The sequence below is a fragment of the Peteryoungia desertarenae genome (assembly GCF_005860795.2).
In the GTDB taxonomy this organism is placed as follows: Bacteria; Pseudomonadota; Alphaproteobacteria; order Rhizobiales; family Rhizobiaceae; genus Allorhizobium; species Allorhizobium desertarenae.
Genome location: NZ_CP058350.1, coordinates 3201797 through 3227334, shown reverse-complemented (window position 1 = coordinate 3227334; position 25538 = coordinate 3201797). Strand labels below are relative to the sequence as shown.

General features: G+C 59.1%; 21 protein-coding genes. 9 read left to right on the top strand and 12 right to left on the bottom strand.

Annotated elements, in window-relative coordinates; genetic code table 11:
• Nucleotides 1–11: 11 nt before the first annotated feature.
• From FE840_RS15715 to FE840_RS15705, 3 genes are all read right to left on the bottom strand, one after another.
• Complete coding sequence (locus FE840_RS15715; RefSeq protein ID WP_138286425.1) at nucleotides 12–1667, bottom strand: thiamine pyrophosphate-binding protein; 1656 nt, start codon at nucleotides 1665–1667, stop codon at nucleotides 12–14.
• Complete coding sequence (gene caiB, locus FE840_RS15710; protein ID WP_138286424.1) at nucleotides 1664–2887, bottom strand: succinate--glutarate CoA-transferase; 1224 nt, start codon at nucleotides 2885–2887, stop codon at nucleotides 1664–1666. Before caiB ends, FE840_RS15715 begins: the two co-directional genes overlap by 4 nt.
• A 175-nt stretch (nucleotides 2888–3062) precedes the next feature.
• Complete coding sequence (locus tag FE840_RS15705) at nucleotides 3063–3986, bottom strand: alpha/beta hydrolase (protein WP_138286422.1); 924 nt, start codon at nucleotides 3984–3986, stop codon at nucleotides 3063–3065.
• Between the two features lie 205 nt (nucleotides 3987–4191).
• Here FE840_RS15705 and ettA point away from each other — a divergent pair, with 205 nt between their 5' ends.
• The 4 genes from ettA (at nucleotide 4192) to metF (ending at nucleotide 10605) form a co-directional block, all read left to right on the top strand.
• The gene (ettA, locus tag FE840_RS15700; RefSeq protein WP_138286420.1) at nucleotides 4192–5841 is read left to right on the top strand and encodes an energy-dependent translational throttle protein EttA; all 1650 of its coding nucleotides are present in this window, start codon (nucleotides 4192–4194) and stop codon (nucleotides 5839–5841) included.
• 333 nt (nucleotides 5842–6174) lie between these two features.
• Entirely contained in the window at nucleotides 6175–8526 is a 2352-nt protein-coding gene (locus tag FE840_RS15695) for a methyl-accepting chemotaxis protein (protein ID WP_138286419.1), read from the top strand.
• A 161-nt stretch (nucleotides 8527–8687) separates the two neighbouring features.
• On the top strand, nucleotides 8688–9692 hold the full coding sequence (locus tag FE840_RS15690) for an ArsR/SmtB family transcription factor (protein WP_138286418.1): 1005 nt from the start codon (nucleotides 8688–8690) through the stop codon (nucleotides 9690–9692).
• A 4-nt stretch (nucleotides 9693–9696) separates the two neighbouring features.
• Nucleotides 9697–10605, top strand: coding sequence for a methylenetetrahydrofolate reductase [NAD(P)H] (gene metF, locus FE840_RS15685; RefSeq protein WP_138286417.1), 909 nt, complete (start codon nucleotides 9697–9699; stop codon nucleotides 10603–10605).
• A 422-nt stretch (nucleotides 10606–11027) separates the two neighbouring features.
• Here the strand turns inward: metF and FE840_RS15680 are convergent, their stop codons facing one another.
• The 5 genes from FE840_RS15680 to FE840_RS15660 all read right to left on the bottom strand — a co-directional run bounded on the left by FE840_RS15680 (nucleotide 11028) and on the right by FE840_RS15660 (nucleotide 16172).
• Nucleotides 11028–11960: a DMT family transporter gene (locus FE840_RS15680; RefSeq protein ID WP_138286416.1), complete on the bottom strand. Its 933-nt coding sequence runs from the start codon at nucleotides 11958–11960 to the stop codon at nucleotides 11028–11030.
• An 82-nt stretch (nucleotides 11961–12042) separates the two neighbouring features.
• Nucleotides 12043–13227, bottom strand: a complete 1185-nt coding sequence (locus FE840_RS15675) for a lytic murein transglycosylase (RefSeq protein ID WP_138286415.1) — start codon at nucleotides 13225–13227, stop codon at nucleotides 12043–12045.
• Nucleotides 13228–13340: 113 nt separating this feature from the next.
• Nucleotides 13341–14120, bottom strand: coding sequence for a glycoside hydrolase family 25 protein (locus FE840_RS15670; RefSeq protein WP_138286414.1), 780 nt, complete (start codon nucleotides 14118–14120; stop codon nucleotides 13341–13343).
• Nucleotides 14121–14259: 139 nt separating this feature from the next.
• Complete coding sequence (locus FE840_RS15665) at nucleotides 14260–14928, bottom strand: class I SAM-dependent methyltransferase (protein WP_138286413.1); 669 nt, start codon at nucleotides 14926–14928, stop codon at nucleotides 14260–14262.
• Complete coding sequence (locus FE840_RS15660) at nucleotides 14925–16172, bottom strand: BtaA family protein (RefSeq protein ID WP_138286412.1); 1248 nt, start codon at nucleotides 16170–16172, stop codon at nucleotides 14925–14927. The genes FE840_RS15665 and FE840_RS15660 overlap by 4 nt, the downstream gene beginning before the upstream one ends.
• A gap of 187 nt (nucleotides 16173–16359) precedes the next feature.
• On the opposite strand from FE840_RS15660, the gene FE840_RS15655 reads away from it, so the two are divergent.
• Nucleotides 16360–17730: a serine hydrolase domain-containing protein gene (locus FE840_RS15655; protein WP_138286411.1), complete on the top strand. Its 1371-nt coding sequence runs from the start codon at nucleotides 16360–16362 to the stop codon at nucleotides 17728–17730.
• A gap of 21 nt (nucleotides 17731–17751) precedes the next feature.
• Here the strand turns inward: FE840_RS15655 and FE840_RS15650 are convergent, their stop codons facing one another.
• The 4 genes from FE840_RS15650 to FE840_RS15635 form a co-directional block, all read right to left on the bottom strand.
• On the bottom strand, nucleotides 17752–18693 hold the full coding sequence (locus FE840_RS15650; RefSeq protein ID WP_138286410.1) for a transglycosylase SLT domain-containing protein: 942 nt from the start codon (nucleotides 18691–18693) through the stop codon (nucleotides 17752–17754).
• A gap of 129 nt (nucleotides 18694–18822) precedes the next feature.
• Nucleotides 18823–19458 (bottom strand): LysE family translocator, encoded by a 636-nt coding sequence (locus FE840_RS15645; protein ID WP_138286409.1) that lies wholly within the window; start codon nucleotides 19456–19458, stop codon nucleotides 18823–18825.
• A 47-nt stretch (nucleotides 19459–19505) separates the two neighbouring features.
• On the bottom strand, nucleotides 19506–20720 hold the full coding sequence (locus FE840_RS15640; protein ID WP_138286408.1) for a pyrophosphate--fructose-6-phosphate 1-phosphotransferase: 1215 nt from the start codon (nucleotides 20718–20720) through the stop codon (nucleotides 19506–19508).
• Between the two features lie 92 nt (nucleotides 20721–20812).
• Entirely contained in the window at nucleotides 20813–21700 is an 888-nt protein-coding gene (locus FE840_RS15635) for a DMT family transporter (RefSeq protein ID WP_138286407.1), read from the bottom strand.
• 187 nt (nucleotides 21701–21887) lie between these two features.
• On the opposite strand from FE840_RS15635, the gene FE840_RS15630 reads away from it, so the two are divergent.
• The 4 genes from FE840_RS15630 (at nucleotide 21888) to FE840_RS15615 (ending at nucleotide 25464) form a co-directional block, all read left to right on the top strand.
• Nucleotides 21888–22625 (top strand): J domain-containing protein, encoded by a 738-nt coding sequence (locus FE840_RS15630; protein WP_138286406.1) that lies wholly within the window; start codon nucleotides 21888–21890, stop codon nucleotides 22623–22625.
• A complete protein-coding gene (locus tag FE840_RS15625) occupies nucleotides 22622–23383 on the top strand; it encodes an N-acetylmuramoyl-L-alanine amidase (RefSeq protein ID WP_138286405.1) in 762 nt (253 codons plus the stop codon). Before FE840_RS15630 ends, FE840_RS15625 begins: the two co-directional genes overlap by 4 nt.
• A gap of 260 nt (nucleotides 23384–23643) precedes the next feature.
• The gene (locus FE840_RS15620; RefSeq protein ID WP_138286404.1) at nucleotides 23644–24168 is read left to right on the top strand and encodes a lytic transglycosylase domain-containing protein; all 525 of its coding nucleotides are present in this window, start codon (nucleotides 23644–23646) and stop codon (nucleotides 24166–24168) included.
• 102 nt (nucleotides 24169–24270) lie between these two features.
• Complete coding sequence (locus FE840_RS15615) at nucleotides 24271–25464, top strand: NAD(P)/FAD-dependent oxidoreductase (RefSeq protein WP_138286403.1); 1194 nt, start codon at nucleotides 24271–24273, stop codon at nucleotides 25462–25464.
• Nucleotides 25465–25538 lie beyond the last annotated feature (74 nt).

Below are 25538 nucleotides of genomic sequence, written 5' to 3'. Positions count from 1 at the left end.
CGACTTTGCGCTCAGGCCGTTTTATCACGGATCTGGCTCAACGTCCGCGTCGGCGTGATCGCTTCCGGATCGAGCTTGATCTCGATGATCGCGGGCTTGCCTGAGGCGCGGGCGCGCAGGAAGGCGGGGGCGAAGTCTTCGGTCTTTTCGACGGTTTCGCCGTGGCCGCCATAGGCCTTGGCGAGTACCGCAAAGTCGGGATTGGTCAGATCCGTGGCGCTGACGCGGCCCGGATATTCGCGCTCCTGGTGCATGCGGATCGTGCCATACATGCCGTTGTTGATGACGAGCGTGATGATCGGCAGGCTGTAGCGGATGGCGGTCGCGAATTCCTGGCCATGCATCATGAAGCAGCCGTCACCGGCAAAGCAGATGACTTCACGCTCAGGAAACAACTGCTTGGCAGCGACGGCTGCCGGAAGGCCATAGCCCATGGAGCCGGAGGTCGGGGCGGCCTGGGTGTTGAAGGCCTGAAAGCGGTGGAAGCGATGCAGCCAGGTGGCATAATTGCCGGCGCCATTGGTGAAGATTGCGTCCTTCGGCGTGTTGGCTTCGATCCAGTCCATGATCGGCCCCATTTGCACGGCGCCTGGTCCTGCCTTGGGCGGTGTCGACCAGGCGAGATAGGCGGTGTGCATGGTCTCGGTGCGCTCGGACCATGTCGGGGCGGTGGGTGCACCGAGCGATGCGAGTGCTGCGACGAATTCCTCAGGCGCGGCACAGATCGCCAGGTCGGCGCGGTAGACGCGGCCGAGTTCGGACGGGTCTGGGTGCACATGCACGAGCTTTTGCGCCGGGTAGGGAATGTCCATGAGCGTGTAGGAGGACGAGGGCATTTCGGAGAAGCGGCCACCGAGCAGGATCAAGAGATCGGCTTCCTTCACTTCCTTGGCCAGCGCCGGATTGATGCCGATGCCGACATCGCCGGCGTAAGACGGATGCAGGTGATCAAACAGCATCTGGCGGCGGAAGGAGCAGCCGACGGGCAGCTTGAACTTTTCGGCAAAGGCCTGGATGCCGGCGACCGAGGTCTCGCTCCAGCGTGTGCCGCCGAGAACGACCATCGGGCGCTTGGCGCTCTTCAGCATTTCGCCGAGGGCGACGATCTGCCTCGGGCCGGGATGAGCCTCGACGGGCGTGTAGGGCTTGGCTTCCGGGGCTTCGACTTCGTCGAGCAGCATGTCCTCGGGCAGCGTCAGCACGACCGGGCCGGGGCGGCCGGAGGTGGCAACCGCAAAGGCGCGGGTGACGAATTCCGGGATGCGGCGGGCGTCATCGATCTCACCCACCCATTTGGCGAATTCGGTGAGGGCGCGGCGGTATTCGACTTCCTGAAAGGCTTCGCGCTCCTTCATGTCGCGACCGATCTGGCCGATGAAGAGGATCATCGGGATCGAATCCTGCTTGGCGACATGAAGGCCGGCAGACGCGTTGGTCGCACCCGGGCCACGGGTCACCATGCAGATGCCGGGCTTGCCGGTCAGGCGGCCCCAGGTGTCGGCCATCATCGCGGCGCCGCCTTCCTGGCGGCAGACCAGCGTTTCGATGCCGCTGTCCTTCAGCGCGTCGAGCACGGCCAGATAGCTTTCACCGGGAACGCAGGACACGCGCTCGACGCCGTTGGCCTTCAAGGCTTCGACGATCAGGGCTCCGCCGGTTCTCTTCATTGCGTCTTCCTTTTCAGCTCGGCCAGTTCGGCCAGAATGTCTTCGCCGTGTTCGCCGATGCGCGGGCTCGGGCGCTCGTAGCGCAGGGGTGTCTCGGAGAGCACGATCGGCGTGCGCACGCTCGGGATCACGGTGCCCTTGTCGTCGGTCAGTTCGATCTTGAGGCCACGTGCCTGAACTTGCGGGTCGGCGAACATTTCCTTGATCGAGTTGATCGGCCCGGCCGGCACGGCGTTTGCTTCACAGGCGGAGAGCAGGTCGCGCTTCGACCATTTCACGGTTTCTGCCGTGACGATGCGGCGGACCTCGACCTTGTTGGCGACGCGTGCCTTGTTGGTGGCGAAGCGCTCGTCCTCAGCAACAGCGGGAATGCCGAGGATGGTGCAGAGGCGCTTGAACTGCCCGTCATTGCCGACGGCGAGGATCAGGTGGCCGTCTGATGTCGGCACCACTTCATAGGGGCTGATATTGGGATGAGCATTGCCAAGCCGGGTCGGGGGCTTGCCGGAGATCAGGTAGTTCATGTTCTGGTTGGCGAGCACCGCCGACATGACATCGAGCAGCGCCATATCGACGAACTGGCCCTGGCCTGTTTTCATGACGTGGATCAGGGCGGCCTGGATGGCGGTCACGGCATAGATGCCGGTGAAGATGTCGGCGATGGCGACGCCCGCCTTCATCGGCTCGCCGTCGTTTTCGCCCGTGATCGACATGAAGCCGGACATGCCCTGGACGATATAGTCATAGCCGGCGAAATCGGCATAGGGGCCGTTCTGGCCAAAGCCGGTGATCGAGCAGTAGACGAGCTTCGGGTTGATCGCTTTCAGGCTTTCGTAATCGAGGCCGTACTTCTCAAGGCCCCCGCGCTTGAAGTTCTCGATGACGACATCGGCAGAGGCGCAGAGGCGGCGTACCGTGTCCTGGCCTTCCGGCGTCTTCAGGTCGACCGCGATCGAGCGTTTGTTGCGGTTGGTCGAGTGATAATAGGCGGCCGAGAGGTTTTCGCCATCGGCGCCCGTAACGAAGGGCGGTCCCCAGGTGCGGGTGTCGTCGCCACCTTCGGGGTTTTCGACCTTGATCACGTCGGCGCCGAGATCGGCGAGCATCTGGCCTGCCCAGGGACCGGCAAGCACGCGGGCAAGCTCGATCACGCGGATGCCGGCGAGCGGTGGCTGCGGTTTCTGCCGGTCAGCTGTCTTTTCCGTATCGGGCGCTGCCATTACAGGTCCTGTTGCTTGGCCGTCAGTACCACGTCTCGATCGGGCGGACTACATTGACTGCCATGAGTAAATCTAGGGGCAACATGTCTATAGTGCCAATCAATGCCGGTCGCACTTGAATTTCTCTCATGGGGTCATTCCCATTCGACAATGCCGTGACACCGTGGCCATCACGTCAGACTGCTGATTTTGCCCAGCGGATGAAGTCTTCGATTGCGGTCGCCTTGTCGACTTCATTGAGCGTCTCATGGCGCATCTGCGGATAGACGGTTGTCGTCGTGCGTCCGAATCCGAGTGAGGTCAGATGTTCGCCAAACCAGGTGACTGCCTTGCCATAGTCTGTGGCAGGATCTTCTCCACCGCCGACGAGGTTGATCGGCAGTGTCAGGGGTAGTCTGGCGAGCTTGCGCTGATCCTGGCCGCGATAGGTGAGGGCGAAAATGTCTTCCCAGAGCGAGACGCTGGCATCAAAACCGCAGAGTGGATCAGCGATATAGGCATCCACCTCATGCGAATCGTGGGAAAGCCAGTCGAAGCCGGTGCGGTATCCCGGGATGGCTTTTCCCCAGGCGTTGAAGGTCGCCTTCGGCAAGAGACCGCTTGGTACATCGGATCCTTTCATGACGCGTTCGATGCCGAGCACGGCTTGGGCGACCCTGCCGGCGATGCCGGGGTGGAAGTTCGAGTTCCAGACTGCAACCGCATCAAACGCCGTTGGATGAGAGATCGCAGTATTCAAGGAGATGAGGCCGCCCATGGAATGGCCAAACAAGATTACGGGGAGGCCGGGATGCTGGCTCAGGGCCAATGTCCGCATGGCCATGACATCCTCGATCACCAGTCGCCAGCCGCCTTTTCGGCCAAAACGTCCGAGTGATGCGTCCGGAGCCTGGGTCTCGCCATGTCCCCGATGGTCATGCGCGTAGACATGGTAACCGTGATCCGCCAGCTCTTCGGCAAAATGACCATAGCGACATGAATGCTCGGCCAGACCGTGGCAGATCAGCACGATTGCCCGCGGATGCCCCTTTGCCGCAAGACTATGGTAGGCGAGGTTGGCGCCTGATGGCGTCGCAAGCTGGTGACGATCCTCGAACATGCTCTCCTCCGCTTCGGTGCCGGCGATAGAATGGCAATCGTTCGATCCGTGCAAGCGGGGAATGACGATCTCGGCGGCAAAAATTGCCTGGGCTGATGCCTGGTAAAGCGCTCAAAACTCGTCTTTTCACAGCGCCTCGCATTGCTCCTTGGGCCAGTTTCGCCTACATAGCGGCAAATTTCCATTCCCGCCGGAGCAATACCCCATGGCACGCCAGTTCATCTATCACATGTCGGGACTCAGCAAGTCCTACGGCGCCAAGAAGATTCTCGAGAACATCCATCTCTCGTTCTACCCCGATGCGAAGATCGGTATTCTGGGCCCCAACGGTGCCGGTAAGTCGACCGTGCTGCGCATCATTGCCGGCCAGGACAAGGAATATACCGGGGAAGCCTGGCTCGCCGATGGCGCGACCGTCGGTTATCTGGAGCAGGAGCCCAAGCTCGATCCGAACAAGAACGCCTTCGAAAACGTCATGGAAGGCGTGGCCGACAAGCAGGCCGTGCTCGACCGTTACAACGAATTGATGATGAACTATTCCGACGAGACCGCCGACGAAGGCGCCAAGCTCCAGGACATCATTGACAGCCAGAACCTCTGGGACCTCGAACAGCAGGTCGAAATGGCTATGGAAGCCCTGCGCTGCCCGCCGAAGGACGCGGACGTCACCGTGCTGTCGGGCGGTGAGCGTCGCCGTATCGCGCTCTGCCGCCTCCTGCTCTCGCAGCCGGATCTGCTCTTGCTCGACGAACCGACCAACCACCTCGACGCCGAGACGATCGCCTGGCTTGAAAAGCACCTGCGCGATTATCCGGGCGCCGTGATGATGATCACCCACGACCGCTACTTCCTCGACAATGTCACCGGCTGGATCCTCGAGCTCGACCGTGGTCGCGGCATCCCCTACGAAGGCAATTATTCGGCCTATCTGACGGCCAAGGCCAAGCGCATGCAGCAGGAAGCCCGCGACGAAGCCGGTCGCCAGAAGGCATTATCGCGCGAACAGGAATGGATTGCATCCAGCCCGAAGGCCCGTCAGGCCAAGTCCAAGGCCCGTATCAAAGCCTATGAACAGCTGGTTGATGCAGCCGAAAACATTCGCCCCGGCGATGCGCAGATCATCATCCCGGTCTCCGAGCGTCTTGGCAATGTGGTCATCGAACTCGAAGGCATCAAGAAAGGCTTTGAAGGCCGCACACTGATCAATGATCTCTCGATCAAGCTGCCGCCGGGCGGTATCGTCGGCATCATCGGTCCGAACGGTGCGGGCAAGTCGACGCTGTTCAAGATGATCACCGGCCAGGAAAAACCGGATGCCGGCACGATCCGCATCGGGGATACCGTGCATCTCGGCTATGTCGACCAGAGCCGAGATGCGCTCGATGCCAACAAGACCGTCTGGGAAGAAATTTCCGGCGGCGCTGAGGTGATCAAGCTCGGCAAGTTCGACATGAACTCGCGTGCTTATTGCGGCGCCTTCAACTTCAAGGGCGGCGATCAGCAGCAGAAGGTCGGTAATCTCTCCGGCGGTCAGCGCAACCGTGTGCACCTGGCCAAGATGCTGAAGGCCGGCGGCAACGTCCTGCTCCTCGACGAACCGACCAACGACCTCGATACCGAAACGCTCGGTGCGCTTGAAAGCGCGCTCGAAGCCTTTGCCGGCTGCGCCATCATCATCAGCCACGATCGCATGTTCCTCGACCGTCTGGCGACCCACATCCTCGCCTTTGAAGGCGATGGCCATGTCGAGTGGTTCGAGGGCAACTTCGAAGATTACGAGCAGGACAAGATCCGCCGTCTCGGGCCTGACGCACTGAACCCGGGCAGCCAGGCCTATAAGCGCCTGACGCGGTAATCGAATCCAAGCTTTTCGCACCAGTTTCCTAGGGCCCGCACGATTGTGCGGGCTTTTTTTTTACCCTGCCGGAAGGTGTGCTGACGGTTGTTCTGACGTGCCTTTACCTCTTTCCGGCAGTTGGACGCTTATGGTCTCTCACGACGCGTGGCGGGGGAAAAGTCAAGTTCCAGGGCGGATCGCTGGGTGACGGGTCGGTGAGCGCGTCCAAGCAATACGTTAGATTATAAGTATTTTATAGGTTTATCCTTTTCTCATTCTCGGTTTTTTAACGATAAGTTAGAATATATCATGTTGCATTGCAGTCGATTTTAACTTCACCGAGGGTAAATTATGTCCTTCTCCATCAGAAATGTCCTGATCGGTGTCTTTGCACTGCTGAGTTTGTTGCTTTCCGTGCTGGTTGCCCACTCGCTTCTGAATTCCTACCGAAATTACCAGGTTTATGCAGAAGTCTCGGAACTGACCGGCTTCGACAAGGCTCTGTTCGAGGCACTTCTGGCCTTCCGCAGCGAGCGTGGCGATAGCCGTTCGGCCATCGCGTTGGGTGCGGCAGAAGGTGCCGGCTCTGTCGAGTCGATGAAAAAGCGGCGTGCGGCCGTTGATGCCGGGATGAACGAGGCTAAGGCAGTTGCTGCACGGCTTGACGCAACCGCGCTTGGCGGCCCGATCACCAGCGTTATGGCAAGCTATGAGACGATACTTGCATTTCGCAAGACGATCGATGAGCAACTGGCAAAGCCTCCGGAGGCTCGCGATCCGGACCTGACCCGGAACTGGATGTCTGTCGGCGGGGCTTTCCTCACCGAACTAGAGAAGGCATCACTTGAGACGGAGGCACGCATGCGGATGCTCGAACCATCGCTCACACCGATGATCCAGATGCGCGTCTTTGCCTGGTCGACCCGTGCAACCGCCGGCGATGCCCTCATCATCCTCAACAATGCCGCCACGGCCGGCCAACCCATCGACGGCGCCCTGCAGCAGAGGCTTGCCGTGGCCGACGCGACCGCAGCCTTTGCCTGGGGTAAGGTCGGCGTGCTCGTCAATCACCCTGATACGCCAAGGCCCATCAAGGATGCTTACGAGGCCGCCGAGCGGTCATATTTCAAGGGCCAGTTCGCTGACATGCGCGCCGACTTCGTCACCAAGATCAGCAGTGGCGAAAACCCGCCGCTGACAATCGACCAGTGGCGCGCCGCAACCACCCCGGCCATCAACTCGATCGCCGCAGTTGCCTCTCTTGCCATGGATACGCTCAACAACGACGCCAAGGCGGCAAAGGCAAGCGCGCTGGGCAACATGATCTGGTTCCTCGCGCTCTTCGTCCTCGTGCTCCTTCTCGGGGCAATTGGCATGATGGTGATCCTGAGCAAGGTCATTCGTCCGATGGGCCTGTTGACGAATTGCATGCGTACGCTTGCCAGCGGCAATCTCTCTGTCGTCGTTCCCGGAGCACAGCGCCGGGACGAGATGGGCGAGATGGCCCGTTCGGTAGAGGTTTTCCAGGAGGCTGCCAAACGCAATCGCGAACTGGAGACGGCAGCCGAGGAAAGCCGCCTTGCCAATGAGCGCGAACGGATCGAAATGCAGGCCCGTGCCGAGGCTGAAGCCGAAGCCCGCCTCACGCAGGCAACCGGCACGCTCGCAGCCGGTCTCAAGCGGCTGGCCGCTGGCGACCTGATGTGCGAGATCGATCAGCAGTTCGCGCCGCAGTTCGAAGCCCTCCGTCACGACTTCAACACCTCGGTCAGGCAGTTGCGCGCCGTACTCATCTCGGTTGGCGGTGCAGCCAGTGCCGTCAGCGGCGGTTCGGGGGAAATCTCCTCGGCCTCCGGCGATCTTGCAAAGCGCACCGAGCAGCAGGCGGCGTCGTTGGAGCAGACGGCAGCGGCCCTTGAGCAAATCACAGCCAATGTCACTTCAACCTCGCGTCGGTCAGGCGAAGCGCGCGATATCGTGCGCAATACCCGCAGCCGTGCAGAGCAGTCGGGCGTTGTCGTCGGCAATGCCGTCACGGCGATGGAGCGGATCGAGCATGCGTCGAAGCAGATCAGCCAGATCATCGGCGTCATTGACGAGATCGCCTTCCAGACGAACCTCCTGGCGCTGAATGCCGGCGTTGAGGCAGCGCGCGCCGGTGAGGCGGGCAAGGGCTTTGCGGTTGTGGCCCAGGAAGTGCGTGAACTGGCACAGCGGTCCGCCAATGCGGCGAAGGAAATCAAGTCACTGATCAGCAACTCGGAAATTGCGGTCTCGGAAGGCGTGAAGCTGGTCAACGAGACGGGTGACGGTCTGACGGCGATTGCGGGCCTTGTGCAGGCCATCAACGAGCACATGGATGCGATCGCCTCTGCCGCGCAGGAGCAATCGGTCGGTCTCGGCGAGGTGAATACGGCGGTCAACCACATGGACCAGTCGACGCAGAAGAATGCGGCGATGGTGGAAGAGATGAATGCGGCCTCAGCCGGCCTTGCGCAGGAGGCAGCCAATCTTGCCGAACTCCTGCGTCAGTTCCGGACGGGTGAGGGGGCTGCCGTCGCGTCCAGTCCCAAGGCAACACCAGCGGCTGCACCTGTTGCTCGTCAACCGGCGCCAGCCCCGTCCGCCAGCCGTCCCCGCCCTGCCATGCCAGCCGTCTCCGGCAATACGGCACTCGCCCGCGACAACTGGGAAGAGTTCTGAGCCTGCAGTCGGAGCGAAAAAGATGCCCGTCCAATGGCCGCCCCAGGGCGGCCATTGTCATTTTTACGGTCCTTTCTGTCCCGCGAAGGCAAATGGGACTTGCGGAATTGTCGCAAGCGACATAAAGATATCTTTATATCTTGATTGGCGTAGAGGCGAAGATGCAATTCGGACTGGAGGCTTTGGTTGATCTGTTGAAGGCGGCGGGCGAGCCGACTCGTCTCAGGCTGCTCGTCCTTCTTTCCGCCGGTGATCTGACAGTCACGGATTTGACCGAAATTCTCGGTCAATCTCAGCCTCGCATATCACGCCATTTGAAGCTACTGACCGAGGCAGGGCTCGTCGAGCGCTATCAGGAAGGTGCCTGGGCCTATTTCCGGCTGCGACAGGATGCCGAGGCTGCTGCTCTGACGCAGGGGCTGCTGACAGCGGTCCTGCGTAGCGATCCGGTGTTGATGCGTGATGCAGAGCGTCTGGCGTCAGTCAAGCGTGCCAGAGCGGAAAAAGCACAGGCCTATTTCAGCCGCAATGCAGCGGAATGGGATGAACTTCGTCGGCTGCACGTCAATGACACCGAGGTGGAAGCAGCACTGCTGGCGCTTCTGGGACAGGACAAGGTTGAGGCACTCCTCGATCTTGGTACCGGAACCGGACGCATATTGCAGCTTCTTGCAGGTCATTATCGCCGCGCCATCGGCATCGATGCCAGCCGTGACATGCTGTCGGTCGCGCGTGCCAATATGGACAAGGCGGGGATCGTCTCTGCTTCTGTCCGCCACGGCGACATCCTCAATCTGCCGCTCGATTCCGGCGAATTCGATCTCGTCACCATCCACCAGGTCCTCCACTTTCTGGAGCATCCTGAACTTGCCCTTGCCGAAGCTGCTCGTTTGCTCAAAGCCGGCGGGCGGCTGGCCATTATCGATCTGGCGCCGCATGATCTCGAATATCTGCGCCACGAGCACGCCCATGTCCGGCTTGGTTTTTCACGCGCCATCATGGGCGACTGGCTGACAAAGCTCGGCCTGACCGTCGAGAAGATCGTTGATCTTCGGCCGGATGGCGATGGGTCCAAGGGGCTGACGGTCACGATCTGGCTGGCCGGCAAGGCGGCGGATGCGGGCGAGGTCAGCCGCGTACAAACACTTTTCAAGACCGGGAGTTGATATCATGGCACAAAGCGAACTATCGAGCGACGCGCGCAAGGCTGTGCGGATATCCTTCGAGTTTTTCCCGCCAAAATCTCCCGATATGGAAGGTCAGCTGTGGCAGACCGTGGAGGAGCTGTCCCTGTGGCAGCCTGATTTTGTCTCTGTCACTTATGGAGCCGGGGGCACGACACGGGAACCGACACTGGCTGTGGTCCGGCGGATGATCGCAGAAACGCCGATGCCGACAGCTGCGCACCTGACCTGCGTGGGCGCAACACGTGACGAGGTTCTGCAGGTGGTGGACGAGTTCTGCGCTGCGGGTGTCCGTCACTTCGTTGCGTTGCGTGGAGATTCGCCGAATGGTGTTGGTAGCAAATACGTCCCGCATCCGGGCGGTTTTGCCAGTTCCTATGATCTCGTTGCGGCTCTTCGTGCCCGCAAGGATGTCGAGGTGTCTGTTTCGGCCTATCCGGAGCGGCACCCCGAAAGTGCTGACGATGGTATTGATATCGACATGTTGAAGCGAAAGGTCGATGCTGGTGCTACCCGGGCCTTGACACAGTTTTTCTTCGACAACGATATCTTCGAGCGCTACCTTGAGAAGGTCCGGGCTGCCGGAATTACCATTCCCATCATTCCGGGCATCATGCCGATCCAGAATCTCACACAGTTGAAGCGGTTTGCGTCGATGTGCGGAGCATCCATCCCAGTCAAGCTCGATGAGCGGTTTGCCGGCTTGGATGACCAACCGCAGGCGCGGGCGGATATGGCCGCCGATATTGCAGCCGAACAGATCGCCGATCTCGTCGCGCGCGGGATCAACGATTTCCACCTGTACACGATGAATCGCTCGGCGCTTACGAACGCGACCCTGAAAAAGCTGGGTCTGCGTCCGAAGGCAGGGAGCTTGTCTGGCGCTGCGGCCTGAACTCACGTTGGCGATCAACTACAAAAGGCGCAGAACCGGCTTGGTTCTGCGCCCTTATTTTCTTTGAACTTTTTTTGATATCCGCGGCCATCCCCGGCCGCTTCACGCGTCTTGGTCCGCTCTGACAGCGTCAGATGAACAGCATGGTGGTGATAAACACAAACGCTGCACCGACGATAAGGACATTAATCGAATTGGTCAGTCCCATGTCTGCCTCCTTGCGTTGACGTTAGCTATTATGTCCGTTTTGTGTCGTTTGGGAAGCGAATTATGTGCTGCATTGCAGCGCAGATCAGTGGATAAACGCCTCTATCGATATATTTTCGTAGAAAAAACAGCCTCTTGCGCAGGCTCCGCTGATGTTAATGTCTTTTAACAAGCGTGATCGTATCGGCGACCGGTTTGACCACAGCCCTTCATATTCAGGGGCTCGTCTTGGAGCGTTGATTGAACACTCGGGTGACCAATCTTCCATCGAGAACCACCAAGCCGAGTCCGATCAGAACCATCCCGGCGACATCGAGGATGTGGAGGGTTTCGTTCAGGAAGATGAAACCGAGCAGTATCGCACTTGGCGGGACAAGCAGCGTTACCAGCGACGTGTTGGTTGCGCCCGCCTGGGCCATGATCTTGAAAAACAGGATATAGCCGTAGGCGGTCGAGACCAGCGCGAGGCCGAGCACTGCAGCGATGACAGTGAGCGATGGGGCCGGCAAGGTCCAGGGCGCGTCCGCCAGGAGGCATACGGGAAGTATGATGATCGCTGACGCTGTCATCTGGCCGGTTGCCGTCACTTCCGGTGGCACGTCACGGAAGCGTTTGCCATAGGTCGCGGCGAGCCCGTAGGACATGGCGGCAAGTATGGGCAGGATGAGCGCCCAGTGCGGAATGTCGGTTTTCACGAATGCGCCTGGTCCTATCAGCACGGCCGTTCCTGCAAGGCCGAGCATTGTTCCTGCGATCTTCAAACGGCTCAGTTTTTCATCCGAGGTCAGCCGGTTTGCAATGAGGACGGTCCAGATGGGTGTCGTCGCGTTGAGGATCGCTGCGAGGCCAGCCCCGATTTCCGTTTGTCCGAAGAAAATGAGCGTATGGGGAATGGCGTTGTTGAGGAGGCCCAGCAGCAGAAAAGGCTGCCAGAGTCGTTTCAAATGCCCGTATAGCTGATGCCTTCCCATCAGGTAGATGTGAAGGACAAGAGCCGCCAGCGACAGACGCAGGAAAACCAGCGTGAAGGGCGGTATCGTACCCACGGCATAACGTGCGAGAAAGAAGGATCCGCCCCAGATGAAGCCCAGCAGAATCAACAGTCCCCAAGTTTTTGGTGTCGGGGCCAGAGAGGGGCGAGTGGTCATGACGTGAGCCTTTGGGAATCGTTTGTCCGAAGCTAGGCTTCGGACAGGACTAATACCACCCGGTTCTTGCTCATGAACGGTTCTAGAGGCGTTGAAGAAGGGCAGGGGTCGGCCAGGCGTCAGCCGGCATGCCAAGACGCTGCTGTTCCTTCTGGACGGCGGTGCGCGTGCCCGAACCAAGGATGCCGTCGATCTTGCCGACGTCATGGCCCAGGGCCTGCAGACGCGTCTGCAGCGCCCGCATCTGATCATCGTTCAAACCTTGCTCCGGGTTGCCCTTCTGGTAGACGGGCGCACCCGTCAAGCGGGTGGCGAAATAGGCCGCAGACGTCGTGTAGATGAAGGACTGGTTCCATTTTAAGTAGATGTCGAAATTGGGATAGGTGATGAAGGCCGGCCCCTTGCGGCCCTGAGGCAGCACGAGCGAAGCCTGCAAGCCCCCATGGTTCCTGTTGCCGTCACGCGGCTCGACGCCGAGGCCGAACCAGTCGCCGGCGGTCATCGTGCTTCCAAGACCGGTTTTTTCAAACGGCAGATCTTCAGGGATCGTCACTTCCTGGATCCAGGGTTCACCGCGTCGAAAACCCAGGTGTTGGATGAACTTGGCAGCTGTCAGAATGGCGTCCCGGCTGCTTCCCTTCACATTCACATGGTTGTCGCCATCGCCGTCAACGCCGAATTCAATGATGTCCCTCGGCAGCATCTGGACCTGACCGATTTCACCGGCCCAGGCACCCGTATTCGTGGCCGGTTCCAGATCCCCATGCTCTACCATCTTGATGAGGGCGAGCAATTGCGGGCGGAAGAGTTCGGGGCGGCGACAATCATGGGCCAGTGTTACCAGGGCGTTTCGCGTGTTGAAATCGCCCTGAACTGCGCCAAAGTCTGTTTCCATGGCCCAGAATGCTGCGATTACACCGGGTGCGACGCCATATTCCTGTTCGGCACGGGCAAAGACATCGGCGTATTGCTGAAGCTTCTTCTTGCCAATGTCCAGCCGCGACTGGCTGACTGTGCGTTGCGAAAATTCAAGGAATGTCTGCTTGAAGACACCCTGGGCGCGGTCTCTCGACAGGACCTTTTGATCAATTGCGGCTCCAGCCAATGCCTGGTCCGCGATTGCCGCGGGCGTGCCTGCTGCAACAGCCTCGGCCTTCACGCCGACGAGGAATGTTGCCAGATCGCCACCGCATTGATTGGCGGCAGCCATGCCGGACGAGCCCATCAGTAGAGCGAGGCAGATGGCGGGGCGCAGGGCATGACGCATGTTTCGGTCCTCCAAAATGTTCCTTGCCTCTTATCATGACAGTTTTTGACGAAAACGAGATGGCAAAGATTGAGGTTGCGAGAATTGCGATCCCGTTCCGAGAGGAAGCCTGGTTATCGGGACACGGACGCAACCCAGCTGTGCCAGTTCTGTCTGGAACCGGCAAAGACATTGATGTCGGTTTCGCCGTCGATGCCGGGTACAATTCCTGTTGAAGTGTATTGCCAGAAGGTCCAGTTCCGGTCCGGATACACGACTTCGGGATGCTGTGCGACGGCCCGAACCCAGAAATGATGATCCGGAAAAGCGCCGACCAGATTGTCCCGGTGAAAATCCACCGAAGTATAGATGATCGGGCGTCGACCGTAATGCGCCTCGATCCTGTCCATGAAGACCTTCATTTCGTGTTTCACGGTTTCTGGTGGGGGACGATGGCGGCAGGTTGGGGAGGTGTGATTCCATTCGACATCCAGGACTGGCGGAAGGAGATTGGCTTCCTTGGGCACGTTGCGGATGAACCAGTCGGCCTGTTCTGCGGCGCTCGAACAGAAATAGTAGAAGTGATAGGCGGCATGGGGCAGATCTGCGTCTGTGGCACCCTGCCAATGGGTGTGGAATTTTGGATCGAGCCGATCCTTGCCTTCTGTCGCTTTGATGAAGGCGAAAGCTACCCCCGAGCGCTTCACGGCAATCCAGTCAATCGCACCATTCCACTTGGATACGTCGATGCCGTGGACATCGTGGCGGTGGGGTGTGCGGCCTTCGAAATGCTGCGGGTCGTTGTCAGCGAATTTTGCCTGCTTTACCGCACTCTCCAACAGATCGGTGCTCGCGGGTGAGCAACCACTGATCAGAATTGATAGAGGCAGGAGTGTCCGGATGAGCAGCCACATCAGCTTTTGTCCACGGCGCTGGGTCAAGGGGCCGCCATTACGTCATGGACATGCATTGCTGGCGAAAGACGTGTCAGGCAGAACCGGTTGCATTCATCATGCCTAAACTCCGGCGGGATGCAATGGTGGGCGTCAGCGCCTAAGGATGGCTTAGAACTGCTTTCCACGCATAGCCGCGAAATGGCGCGGAGAATTCAAGCGTCATGCCCGCTGCTTTGGCCTTCTGCTCAAGGACAGCTCGCAGGTCCGCTCGTGGCGTCACGTGGAAACGCGCAAGCCATCGCTTCAGGATGGATGAGAACCAGTCCGGCAGCCTCTCCTGCTGACCAAAGTCGACGATGTGGAGCGATCCATTTGGGGAAAGGGCAGCAATTGCGCAGTCGAGGGCTCTTTGCCAGTCGGGGATCATGGAAAGCGCGTAGGAAATCAGCACTCGGTCAAAGCCGCCAACATCGAAGGTGTCCGTGGTGAAGGCTGTTGCGTCAGCGACGGCAAGGACCGGCGCATGATCAGAGCCTTCGAACTTGGCCTTTGCGCTGGTGAGCATTTCAGCCGAGATATCGAGGCCAAAAAGTTGAGCGTCGGGAAAGTGCTTCTGGACGAGCAAAAGATTGCGTCCCGTGCCGCAGCCGACCTCCAGCACCGAACCTTTTGCGGGAACTTCGAGGCCCCTGATCGTTTCGTCGCGACCGAGAAGGTAGTATTTGCGTGTCAGATCATAGATGTAGCGCTGGTAGCGATACATCCGGTCCATGCGCTCGGCATGTGGCTTGTCCAGGTTGCCGTCTACTGCAATAGCCTCCGTCATGCATTCTTCTCATAGATGTGGAAGCCGCCGTAGATTGCCGAGCGATCCTTCCGGTTCAGGGTTTCTGACTGTTCCCGACGGTATGTCCATTGCGACAGAAGGCTGTCCGACAGGCGACCATCCAGAATGCTTATTTCCGCGGCGGTCCTGAAGATGACCCGGGCGTCAGAAGTGGCGGTACGGGTGATCTCGCTCCAGAGTTCGTTCAATTGGCGGTCGTTCATCCAGTCCTGCGCGTCCAAAACCACGTATCGATCGACTGACCCAGCGGGTTTTGTTGCCAGGAGCTCCGTTACGCTTGCGTGATGAACGGTCACCCGATCGACACCGCTGCGGATTGCCGGATAGTGCTCAGCCTTCAGATAGGTTGGCAGGGTGCCTTCATCAGGCTTCGGATAGCGGCGGGCAAATGCCTGCCAGGCGAAATAGTTGTCCTTCAGGGGGAAATAGCAGGCCAGCTTCTCCAGACGGTGCCGAAGCACGGGAGCAACGGTACCATCATCGGACAGACTTGCGAGCTCATCATATTGCTGCGGCGGAATACCGAGACCGAAAAGCGAACTCTTGCGGCTTGTGAGAAAGCGGATGAAGGGTTTGTCGAAAAGCGGTGCGATCTGAGTGTCGAAGAAGTGACGTTGCTCTCGCATGGAACGGCTCTTGACCATGTCGCCCATGTTGACGCCGTGAAGGCGTGCGAGCATGTGCCCGATCCAGATGAAGCGACCCAGCAGACCTGTGCGATAGAAATTGTGATTGAATGCCGAAATGCGGCGACGACCCGTTATGGTTCGGCCATTCCAGTAGTCCCGTGTTACCGGATCGAGGTGCGGGGAGATATGGCGATCGAAGAGAGTGCTGTTTGCGCTGTCGCCCTCGGTTGAAAGATGACGGACGACGCTTTGATGGTCCGGCAGATGTTTGAATGCGGCGAGCTTCAAACGGTTCAGGGCGACGTGATTCGGGTTGAGATCGACAACATCGATGCGGGAAGGACTACGGCTGAGATAGGCCAGCATGTTGCAGCCACCGGACGCTATGGTGACGATGCTATGGCCCTCGGAAAGTTCCATCGCCTCCATGTCGACATCAGGATCTTCCCAGATCTGCGCGTAGACGAGACCCGAGAACAGATAGCCGAAGAGCCGTTCGGAAAAGCCGTCTTTGCTCATGGCCCGGTGCTGAAGCAGCGCGTCCTTGAGCTTGGTGTTTTCATTGAAGCCAGCATCCGGTGCAATCTCTGTCATGTCTTGATCCGTCATGCGTTGAGGTTTGGAGGCCTTTACCCTCAGCGTGCAACAGTCTGATGACGCGGTTACCGAGCAGGTTGTCTATGCTGCTGTCATCTGAATGGTTTAAATGCAGCTGCATTCCTGATTTCATGAGGCGAGCTGCATATCCAACCGCTCGAAGAGCGCATAAACGGAGAAGTCTATGAGCTTTTTGGGCCGATCGGCACGTATTGCCGCGTTTTTGCTTCTCGGACTCGTCACCCTTGCCGTGGCCTGGCTCGCGGTCATGCCGCCGGAGTTGCTGCGGGTCGGAACCGGTTATGCGGCCAAGATGGTCTGCTCGAATGTCTTTCTGGTGGGGCGTGATTCGCAGGATGTGCTCGAAGTCGATGTGCAGGCGCCGGGGCATCCACTTCTCAGGCTTGTCAGCGTTGATGTGGACGATGAGCGTGGCTGGGTCGCTGCCAGGATGGCCGGCGTCTTTGCAGGAAATGCCGCCTTCCATCGACCCGGACTTGGCTGTGCCGTTGCGCCAGAGGGGGAGGTCGATCCGGCTGCGCAGGAGGGGGTCGAGCTTGCGCCGATCAATGCCCAGGACGTTTCGGCGGCTTGGCCCGATGGCGAGCGCGTCGAAACACCTGATCCGCGGCTAGCCGATATCCTTACCGATCCCGACCTGCTTGGCCCCGGAATGCGGGCCGTGGTGGTGGTCAAGAATGGGCGGATCGTTGGAGAGGCCTATGGTGACGGTTTCGATGCGGACAGTCGTTTGCTTGGCTGGTCGATGACCAAGTCTGTGACGGCGGCCATCATGGGCCGGATGGTCGCCGATGGTCTGATGACACTTGATGCGAGCGGATTGTTCGCCGAATGGAGCGGTGATGAGCGCGCGGAGATCAGCCTCGCCAATCTTCTCGCCATGGAGAGCGGCCTCGACTTCGATGAGAGCTATGGCAGCGTGACCGACGTGACCCGCATGCTCTATCTTGAGCCCACTGCTTCGAGTTTTGCGCTTTCACGTCCCCTGAAAGAAGAGCCCGGCAAGGCTTTCAATTATTCCTCAGGGGAAACCGTGATCCTGTCCCGTTACTGGATGAGCCTGTTTCCTTCGCTGGAACAGGCGCAGAGATATCCTCACGATGCGCTGTTCAAACCACTTGGCATGGGGAGCGCGATACTCGAAGCAGATACTGCGGGGGTCTTCGTCGGCAGTTCCTATATGTATGCAACCGCACGTGACTGGGCCCGTATCGGGGCTTTCCTTGCCAATGATGGGGTGTGGAACGGAGAACGCCTTCTGCCTGACGGCTTCGTCGATCTGATGCGGGCGCCGAACGGAACGTCCAACGGCGCCTATTCGAAAATGCAGACGTGGTTCCTGCCGCCGGGGCAGAGGGAACTGGATGCTTCAGGGCTGCCGGAGGATGTCTTCTGGATGCGCGGACATGACGGCCAGTCGATTGCGATTTCGTCAGCGGAGGATCTCGTCGTCGTCCGGCTTGGCCTCACGCCGGTGCGGCAGGGCTATAGTCCGGCAGAGCTTGTGAGCGCTGTTCGCTCAGCGCTGCAGTGAAGCCGAACCGGTGGGATGGCGTCAGCCTCCTTGGAGGACGTGCAACATTCCCTTGCGCTTGGCATCGTAATAGTAGCCGCGCGAGTAAAGCCGGATCGCCTGGTCATGATCCTTGTCGGCCACAAGCCATGCACCGCGCAGATAGCGTACGGCATATTTCATGTTGGTCTCTGCGTCGAAGAGACCTTCCGGGGTACCCTTGTAGCCAAGTCCGCGCGCGGTGTTGTAGCGGATCTGCATCAGGCCGTAGTTGCCCTTGCTGTAGGCAGCAGGATTGTAGGTGCTTTCCCGCTTGATAACACGGTGGATGAGTTCGGCCGGCATCTGGTACTTGGCCGCGTATTTCTCCACGAGGGCGTTGATCACGGTGGGACCAGTGGTGGACTTTCGGCTTTCTTTCTCCTGGACATCCTTCGGTGGCGTCACATCAAAGGGATCGCCGAAGCTTGTCAGATCGAGATTGCGCGCGGGATTGGCATAGGCAAGGGTGACCGGGGGCTGCAGTGCAGAGTTCGCGGGCGCTGTCGCCGAAGGAGACGACGCCGCAAGCTCGACTGTTGCCGTTGGCGCGGGAACGGAAGATTGTGAACTGCCTGACGGCGAAGTCACCATATCGAGCGCCTTGGCAGCGTCTGTCGTTGTCGTCGAGGCGAGGGCGGATGCCTTGAGTTGCGGTATGGGAGCCGACGTATCGGTACCCGGTATCTTTGGCGCAGGTCCCGGATTGGCTGCAGCCAGTTGATCGGCTGTGATAGCGGCGACTTCGCTGCTCGTTGGTGTCGAGCCAAGGCTGGCGGTCTCTGCTGCGCGGGCGGCGCGCATCTCGGGTGAGTTGGGTGACAGTGATGTCCCGCTGGCGAGGTCAGCCTTCACGCTATCATCAATCGCGGTACAGCTCGTTGCGCCGACCAGCAGTCCCGCTGCCAGACACAAAACTACACTGCGGTTCAATTCGCGAGACATACTGTCGCCTACTCATCGTTTCGGCACGCGAGCAAATCATCGCGTCCTTCGGATGCCATTCTTATGCGATGCTCAAATGGGCGGCAAGCAGGCTGCGACGGGTGCGTGACGAGGGGCCTGTTTTGTCGCTCAGGCAGCGATCTTGCGGTAACCCGCAGTCACTGCACGACGGGCGATCAGGACCGTGTCGTGTCTGAAGCTAACTACCCGTCTTGGCTTGCGTTTTCTCAGTAGGCCATGGATCCTTGCCGCCAGCATCGCATAGGCAAATGCGATCATAAGACTGAGTGCTGCGAGGCTTGTGAGCATCGTGCCGATGGGCTCGCTCATAAGGAGTGAAGCCGGCATGAAATACGGCAGGATTGCGACAAAGCCGACCCAGTTTCGAGGGCTGTGGATGCTGGTTCGCACTCCTTCGAGCAGAATGCTCATGGGCCGCTCCACGGCCAGGTTGTCATTGTCTGCGATCAGCGTCCGGCCCGCAGGTGCGCGCAGGGTGGCTGCCAGAAGGAGGCCGAGATAAAACAGTCCGGCCCAGCCTATTATTGTCAGAGCGCCCGGCGATAGCCATCGGAGGCCTGCGAGCAGGTACAGCACGGCACAAAATACCATCAGATTGCCAAGTGCCACGCCACTGATGGCAGCCAGGGCGGCCTTGCGACCCTGGCCGAGGGCATAGCTGACGACCAGCAGCATAGGTGGTCCGGGAATGGCCAGAAACGCGGCAGAAACCACCGCGAATGCAACCCAGGTTTCGTGGGACATTGGACTAACTCCTCCAGACAAGAGGAAGCCAGTTTTCCGGCTTCAGGTCAATTGATCGGATGATACTTCTGACCCAGATAGTCCATCACTTCCTGGAACCAGGGTGTTTTGAGGTCGAATGCCTTGCCGCCCTTGATGCGGGGGAATTCGATGGTGCGCAGCCGCCCGCCCTTGTCTTCGTCATGGCCGGTCACGCCGGAGACCTTGTTGAGGCCGCTTTCGACTGCCAGATCCACCATGCTCTGGATCAGGCGCAGGTCTTCTGCATTCGCCGGTGCCGAACGGGCGTAGTAGCCCGATTTCTGGACCATCGAGCGGTCTGCGTCGATGAGTTTGGCAAAATGTTTCTGGAACCAGTTGCCGACATTGATCGTGTCGAGTTTGACGTGACCAAAAGCGTCGCGCTTGACCTCTTCGCCGGCGGCCTCACGCTCGGCGACGATTTCGTCCATGCAGGCGCCTTCGGAAACAAACAGCGTCACGAAACCGGTGCGGTCCATGATGTCCTTGAGGCGGACGGCCTCTGCCTCCATGTCGAAATGGGTTTCGGGCAGATAGAGGCCGTCAATGTTCTTGAGCTCCTGGTTCATCATGAAGCCCTCGATGTATTCGTTGTGCTGGGTGCGCTGCATATAGGCGCGCGCGGTCGCAGCCGTCAGCCATCCGCAATGGCGACCCATGACCTCATGGATCACTAGGGTTCGCGGCGAGGCACTTTGTTCGTTCGAGACATGATCGAAGAAGCGGGCGCCGACTTCTGCCGCGGTCCAGGCGCCAAGCGTCTGCTTGATCGGAACGACGTCGTTGTCGACGGTCTTCGGCAGACCAACAACCGTCAGGTCATAGCCATTGGCGCCGAGATAGGCCGCCAGATCAGCCGCCGTCGTATTCGTATCGTCGCCGCCGATGGTATGGAGGATGGTCACACCGTCTGCCGCCAGCCGCTCGGCTGCGACCCGCAGCGGGTTCTCGCCTTCCTTGACCAGTCCACGTTTGACGCAGTCAGCGGTGTTGGTGAGCTTCACGCGGCTGTTGCCAATGGGCGAACCGCCATAGCGATGCAGCAGAAAGGCCTTTTCGCGCATCTCCCTGGTGATCTCGATCTTGTAGTCCATCAGCAGGCCGCGAAAGCCTGACTTGTAGGCTACCAGTTCGACTTCCGGCGCGATGTCTGAGTAACGCTCGATCAGTCCGCCGACAGCCGAGGAGAGACAGGGGGCGAGGCCACCAGCGGTCAGCATTGCAACTTTCTGTTTGGCCATCAATCCTCCTTCAGAGCTCTGGTCGAGCGCCTGCCATCTTCTTCACCGGGCGAATGGATGCGACAGCAGGAAGGTGCTGTAAAGGCAAAAAATCAGGAAAAACGGGCCTTTCGGCCCAGCCAGACGACGAAAGCGACTGCGACTGCAAATATAATCGTTTCAATGTCGATATGCTCGCCAAGCAGGATTGTGGAAAACAGCAGCGTGACGAATGTCTGCATCAACTGGATCTGCGCCACCCTCGCGATCCCGCCGATTGCCAGCCCTGCATTCCAGAAGATAAAGCCACCGAACATCGAAAAAAGGCTCAGGTAGAGGAGAGCGCCAATGGCTTGATTGCTCGGGGCTGAAACTCCCGATGGAAGGGTGAAGGCGAGGCCGACGATCGAAATCGGCAGGGTGAGAATCAGGGCCCAGGATATGACTTCCCAGCCTGAGAGATCACGGGCCACTCGTGCTGACAGAACATAGCCAAGCGATGCGGAAATGGCTGCCGCCAGCAGCCAAAGGCCGCCGAGTTCGAAATGAAAGCCATTTTGTCTAGCCGAAAAGACGGCAACCAGAATCGCGCCAATCACGCCGCAGACCCAGAAAAGCGGACTTGGACGTTCGCCATCGACGATCACCGCGAAAATGGATGTCAGAAGTGGCAGGAGCCCGAGAACGACGCCACCATGACCAGCTGGCAGGGTCTGCATCGCAATGGATGAGAATATGGGGAAACCATAGACAAGACAAAGCCCCGCCAGAAAAAGGGTCGAGATGACAGCCCTTGGCAATCGCTTGCGCATGAAGAGCAGTGTCGCGCCCGCTGCCATTGCCGCGATCACTGCGCGGCCGAAGGTGACCACCTCGGGAGAAAAACCGGTCAGTGCGATATGTGTCATCGGCAAAGTGAGGCCGAAAATGGTGACCCCGATCGCGCCGAGGGTGAGGCCGAGGGCATTGCGCGACGTTTCCTGAGATGTCTGCTGGGTCATGTGGGGCCAGTGAGCTTCCGGATTGGCTTTCATCAAGCCGGTCGCATGCAGTCCGTGAATAGTCCAATCAATTGGAGAGATGCCATGTGTATTGTTTCAGCAAACTGCAAGGAAACATGAATAAAGTTTAATCTGTCGCACCTATCGCTCTCTTGCATTTTGCCGGGATATTTGGTCAAGCTCACTCATGATATTCGATTTTGCCTGTGAACAGATATCGTCGTTGTGGGACCGATTGCTCGGCGCAGTCGGCGATGCTGCGGGCAGTGTGCTGAATGGTCTGATTGAAGCCATCCGCACCGTTTTCGAAGGCGATCCCGAGACAAGGCGGCGTGTTTCATTCTCTGTCGCGATCATTGCGCTTTCGGCGAAGATGGCGAAGGCCGATGGTGTTGTGACGACAGCCGAGGTTGACGCTTTCCGCGACGTGTTCGATTTTCCGCCGGAAGAGGCAAAGAATGTCGCGCGCCTCTACAATCTGGCACGCCAGGACGTGGCAGGCTTCGAGGCCTATGCCCAAAACCTCGCCAATATGTGCCGTACCTGTGAAGAGCTCTGCCCGGTTCTTGAAGACATTCTCGATGCGCTTTTCCATATCGCGAAGGCGGATGGGCTGGTGCATGAAAGCGAGATGGCATTCCTCACCAGAATCGCCGAGATATTCCGGATCTCCGAGGCTCGCTTCGAGATGATCACGGAACGCCATATGTATGTGAATGGCGATCCCTATGGGGTGCTTGGTGTCGATCCGTCTGATGACTTTGCAACGATCCGCAAGCGTTATCGTGCGCTGGCTGCCGAACATCATCCCGACAGGTTGCAGGCTCGTGGTATTCCGCAGGAATTCCACAGTGTCGCCAACCACCGGATGGCCAAGTTCAACGAAGCCTATTCTGCGATTGAGAAAGAACGCCGGGCGGCATGAGTGATTTTCTGCCTGACTGTCGGTTGGCGGAGGTCGTGCCATCGCCGAACCATGGCGAACGGGTTGCCGTCGACCGTCCCGATATCCTCCTTCTGCATTATACCGGCATGCCGTCTGCGGACGCGGCGCAGGCCTGGCTTTGCAACGCGGAAAGTGAGGTCTCCAGCCATTATCTGGTTCATGAAGACGGCCGGATTGTCCAGATGGTGCCGGAAGCGCGCCGCGCCTGGCATGCCGGGAAGAGTTTCTGGGCGGGCGAGACAGACATCAATTCCAGGTCCATCGGTATCGAGATTGCCAATCCGGGTCACCCCGCCGGCTTGCCCGACTATCCCGACAAACAGATCGACGCACTGATCGAATTGTGTCTTGATTGCGTCAAACGCCACGGAATCCCAGCAGAACGGGTGCTTGCGCACTCGGATGTGGCCCCTGTTCGCAAGGTCGATCCGGGTGAGAACTTCCCTTGGGTGAGGTTGGCGGCGGCAGGGGTCGGCCATTGGGTTGAGCCGGCACCGCTTGGTGGCGGTCGCTTCTTCCAGACCGGAGACCGGGGCCAGCCGGTCGAGGCCTTGCAATCGATGTTGTCGCTTTATGGATACGATATTGATATCACAGGTGAATTCTGTGAAAAGACGGCGGGTGTCGTAACCGCGTTCCAACGGCATTTCAGGCCTGTCCGCGTTGACGGCGTGGCCGACAGCTCAACCATCGAGACGCTTCACCGCCTGCTCGTTGCCTTGCCGCGATATTGCTGATTTCCTCCCTTGAAGTGAGCCCAGGCAACCGGGCTTGAACGTCTTTCGCAGCAGATTTGTTGCGGTGCCAAAGAAATTCCTCATTGAGCGGTTCTAAAGAGGCCGCTGAACAGTGGTCCTGAAGCTCACGAGGCTGGACCGCCAACATCAACTTGAGAGGCAGGCATTCACGCTTCCCACCGGGTCGCGCAAAGGGAACCTTTGTGTTCCAGCGTCACCGGCAATGACATAAGCCCTCTTATTCGGAGTAGTATCCTTCAATGACACGACGCCTTGTTGCTGCTGCGGCATGCATTGCCCTTCTGTTGACTCACGCCCAGACGGCATTCGCTGCCGAGGAAAAGACCAGGACGAAAGTGCCGCTCAAAACAATCACCCGCGACGCCGGTTTTCCTGTTCCGGCTGATCTGGCAAAGAACCCCTACAGCAAGCTGATCTCCAAATATGCAAAGGCCTATGGCGTGCCTGCGGATCTTGCGCATGCGGTTGTACGGATTGAAAGCAACTTTAACGCCAAGGCCCGTGGTGCGGCTGGCGAAATCGGCCTCATGCAGATCAAGCCAGCGACCGCCCGGTCCATCGGTTACAAGGGGTCGACCAAAGGGCTTTATGACCCCGAAACCAATATCCGCTACGGAATGAAATATCTGGCCACGGCGCACCAGCTTGGTGGCGGTGACACCTGCGGCACCATTCTCCGTTACAATGCCGGTCACGGCGCCAAGCGGATGAACCCGATCTCCAAGCGTTATTGCGGCAAGGTCGTTGCCATGCTTGGCAAGTGAGCCCAGGCGGTCCGGCTGCGGCGGGGAGGCGTCGCAGGCCCGGACTTTACAGCTCTGTCCGCCATGCTATCCAAGTTGGCATCGTGAAGCACGGGGACATCAATGGCAAAGCGGTACAAGATCATCGTGGTGGGGCGGGGCATGATGGGTGCCGCGGCAGCGCGCCATCTCGCTCTGAATACCGACGGGGTCGCGGTGATTGGACCAGATGAACCCACAGGTCCCTGGGGCGATCATCAGGGTGTCTTTGCCAGCCATTACGATGAAGCCCGCATCACTCGTACAATTGATAGTTCGCCTGTTTGGGCGCTTCTGGCCAATCGCTCGATTGCCCGGTATCGGGAGATGGAGGCGGCAAGCGGTCTGTCCTTCTATCGCGAAGTCGGCTGCCTGATCGTTGGGCCGAAACGGGGCGGACGCGATCCATACATTGAAAACGTCGTATCCGCTGCGAGCCGCCTTGATGTAGACATTGAGCTGCTCGGCGACACGGAGCTGGCCGAGAGGTTTTCCTATTTCCATTTCGGACGGGGGTGTGAGGGTGTCCATGAGGCGCGCCATGCCGGTTATGTCAATCCAAGACGGTTGGTCGAGGCTCAATCGCGCTTGGCAGAGCGTGCCGGTGCGGCAATCATCCGCGATACTGTCACAGCCGTGCGCGAGGGGGACGGGGCAGTCCTTGTCGAGACTGGCGGCGGCAAGCAGTATCGTACCGACAAAGTGCTGGTTGCGGCTGGCGGATTCTCCATTTCAGAGAATCTCTTGCCGCGATCCGTTGATCTGAAGGTTTATGCGCGGACTGTCGCTTTCTTCGAGGTTTCCGAGGGGGAGCTGAGCCAATACCAGAATATGCCGAGCCTGATACACCAGCCGGATAACCCGCGTGATCACATCTATCTTCTACCGCCGGTCCGCTATCCGGATGGAAAAACCTATCTCAAGATTGGCGGCGACCCCGACGATCTGCCACTGACGCGCGACGTTGATATGCGCGCATGGTTTCGAAGTGGCGGTCGCACATCGACACGGGATCATCTGGTCCGAATCGTTGCGCAACTGGTCCCGTCGCTTTCGAATGCGCCTGTCAGCATGGCACCCTGCGTGACTTCCTTCACGCCTGGGAACTACCCCGCCATCGGTTTCGCGAGTGAGCGCGTGGCCGTGCTGACCGGCGGATGTGGTGCGGCTGCCAAAAGTTCCGATGAGATTGGTCGGCTCGGAGCCGAGCTGATGCTGCATGGGCGGATTGTGGATGAGGCTTATGGCGATGTGTTCCGTCCGGGCTTCATGAACTGAGTCATGCATTGCCGCTAAACTCTCCATTCCTTTGATATTTTCGTTGGCTTTCCATGTATCACTCGTTTAAGGAC

Bases quoted from the DNA above. Each gene is read 5' to 3' on its own strand.
- FE840_RS15715 (WP_138286425.1), bottom strand. From the start codon at position 1,667: ATGAAGAGAACCGGCGGAGCCCTGATCGTCGAAGCCTTGAAGGCCAAC.
- FE840_RS15705 (WP_138286422.1), bottom strand. From the start codon at position 3,986: ATGTTCGAGGATCGTCACCAGCTTGCGACGCCATCAGGCGCCAACCTC.
- FE840_RS15645 (WP_138286409.1), bottom strand. From the start codon at position 19,458: ATGTCCCACGAAACCTGGGTTGCATTCGCGGTGGTTTCTGCCGCGTTT.
- FE840_RS15695 (WP_138286419.1), top strand. From the start codon at position 6,175: ATGTCCTTCTCCATCAGAAATGTCCTGATCGGTGTCTTTGCACTGCTG.
- FE840_RS15635 (WP_138286407.1), bottom strand. From the start codon at position 21,700: ATGACCCAGCAGACATCTCAGGAAACGTCGCGCAATGCCCTCGGCCTC.
- metF (WP_138286417.1), top strand. From the start codon at position 9,697: ATGGCACAAAGCGAACTATCGAGCGACGCGCGCAAGGCTGTGCGGATA.
- FE840_RS15640 (WP_138286408.1), bottom strand. From the start codon at position 20,720: ATGGCCAAACAGAAAGTTGCAATGCTGACCGCTGGTGGCCTCGCCCCC.
- ettA (WP_138286420.1), top strand. From the start codon at position 4,192: ATGGCACGCCAGTTCATCTATCACATGTCGGGACTCAGCAAGTCCTAC.
- FE840_RS15620 (WP_138286404.1), top strand. From the start codon at position 23,644: ATGACACGACGCCTTGTTGCTGCTGCGGCATGCATTGCCCTTCTGTTG.
- FE840_RS15660 (WP_138286412.1), bottom strand. From the start codon at position 16,172: ATGACAGAGATTGCACCGGATGCTGGCTTCAATGAAAACACCAAGCTC.
- FE840_RS15615 (WP_138286403.1), top strand. From the start codon at position 24,271: ATGGCAAAGCGGTACAAGATCATCGTGGTGGGGCGGGGCATGATGGGT.
- FE840_RS15665 (WP_138286413.1), bottom strand. From the start codon at position 14,928: ATGACGGAGGCTATTGCAGTAGACGGCAACCTGGACAAGCCACATGCC.
- FE840_RS15680 (WP_138286416.1), bottom strand. From the start codon at position 11,960: ATGACCACTCGCCCCTCTCTGGCCCCGACACCAAAAACTTGGGGACTG.
- FE840_RS15630 (WP_138286406.1), top strand. From the start codon at position 21,888: ATGATATTCGATTTTGCCTGTGAACAGATATCGTCGTTGTGGGACCGA.
- FE840_RS15650 (WP_138286410.1), bottom strand. From the start codon at position 18,693: ATGTCTCGCGAATTGAACCGCAGTGTAGTTTTGTGTCTGGCAGCGGGA.
- caiB (WP_138286424.1), bottom strand. From the start codon at position 2,887: ATGGCAGCGCCCGATACGGAAAAGACAGCTGACCGGCAGAAACCGCAG.
- FE840_RS15625 (WP_138286405.1), top strand. From the start codon at position 22,622: ATGAGTGATTTTCTGCCTGACTGTCGGTTGGCGGAGGTCGTGCCATCG.
- FE840_RS15670 (WP_138286414.1), bottom strand. From the start codon at position 14,120: ATGTGGCTGCTCATCCGGACACTCCTGCCTCTATCAATTCTGATCAGT.
- FE840_RS15690 (WP_138286418.1), top strand. From the start codon at position 8,688: ATGCAATTCGGACTGGAGGCTTTGGTTGATCTGTTGAAGGCGGCGGGC.
- FE840_RS15675 (WP_138286415.1), bottom strand. From the start codon at position 13,227: ATGCGTCATGCCCTGCGCCCCGCCATCTGCCTCGCTCTACTGATGGGC.
- FE840_RS15655 (WP_138286411.1), top strand. From the start codon at position 16,360: ATGAGCTTTTTGGGCCGATCGGCACGTATTGCCGCGTTTTTGCTTCTC.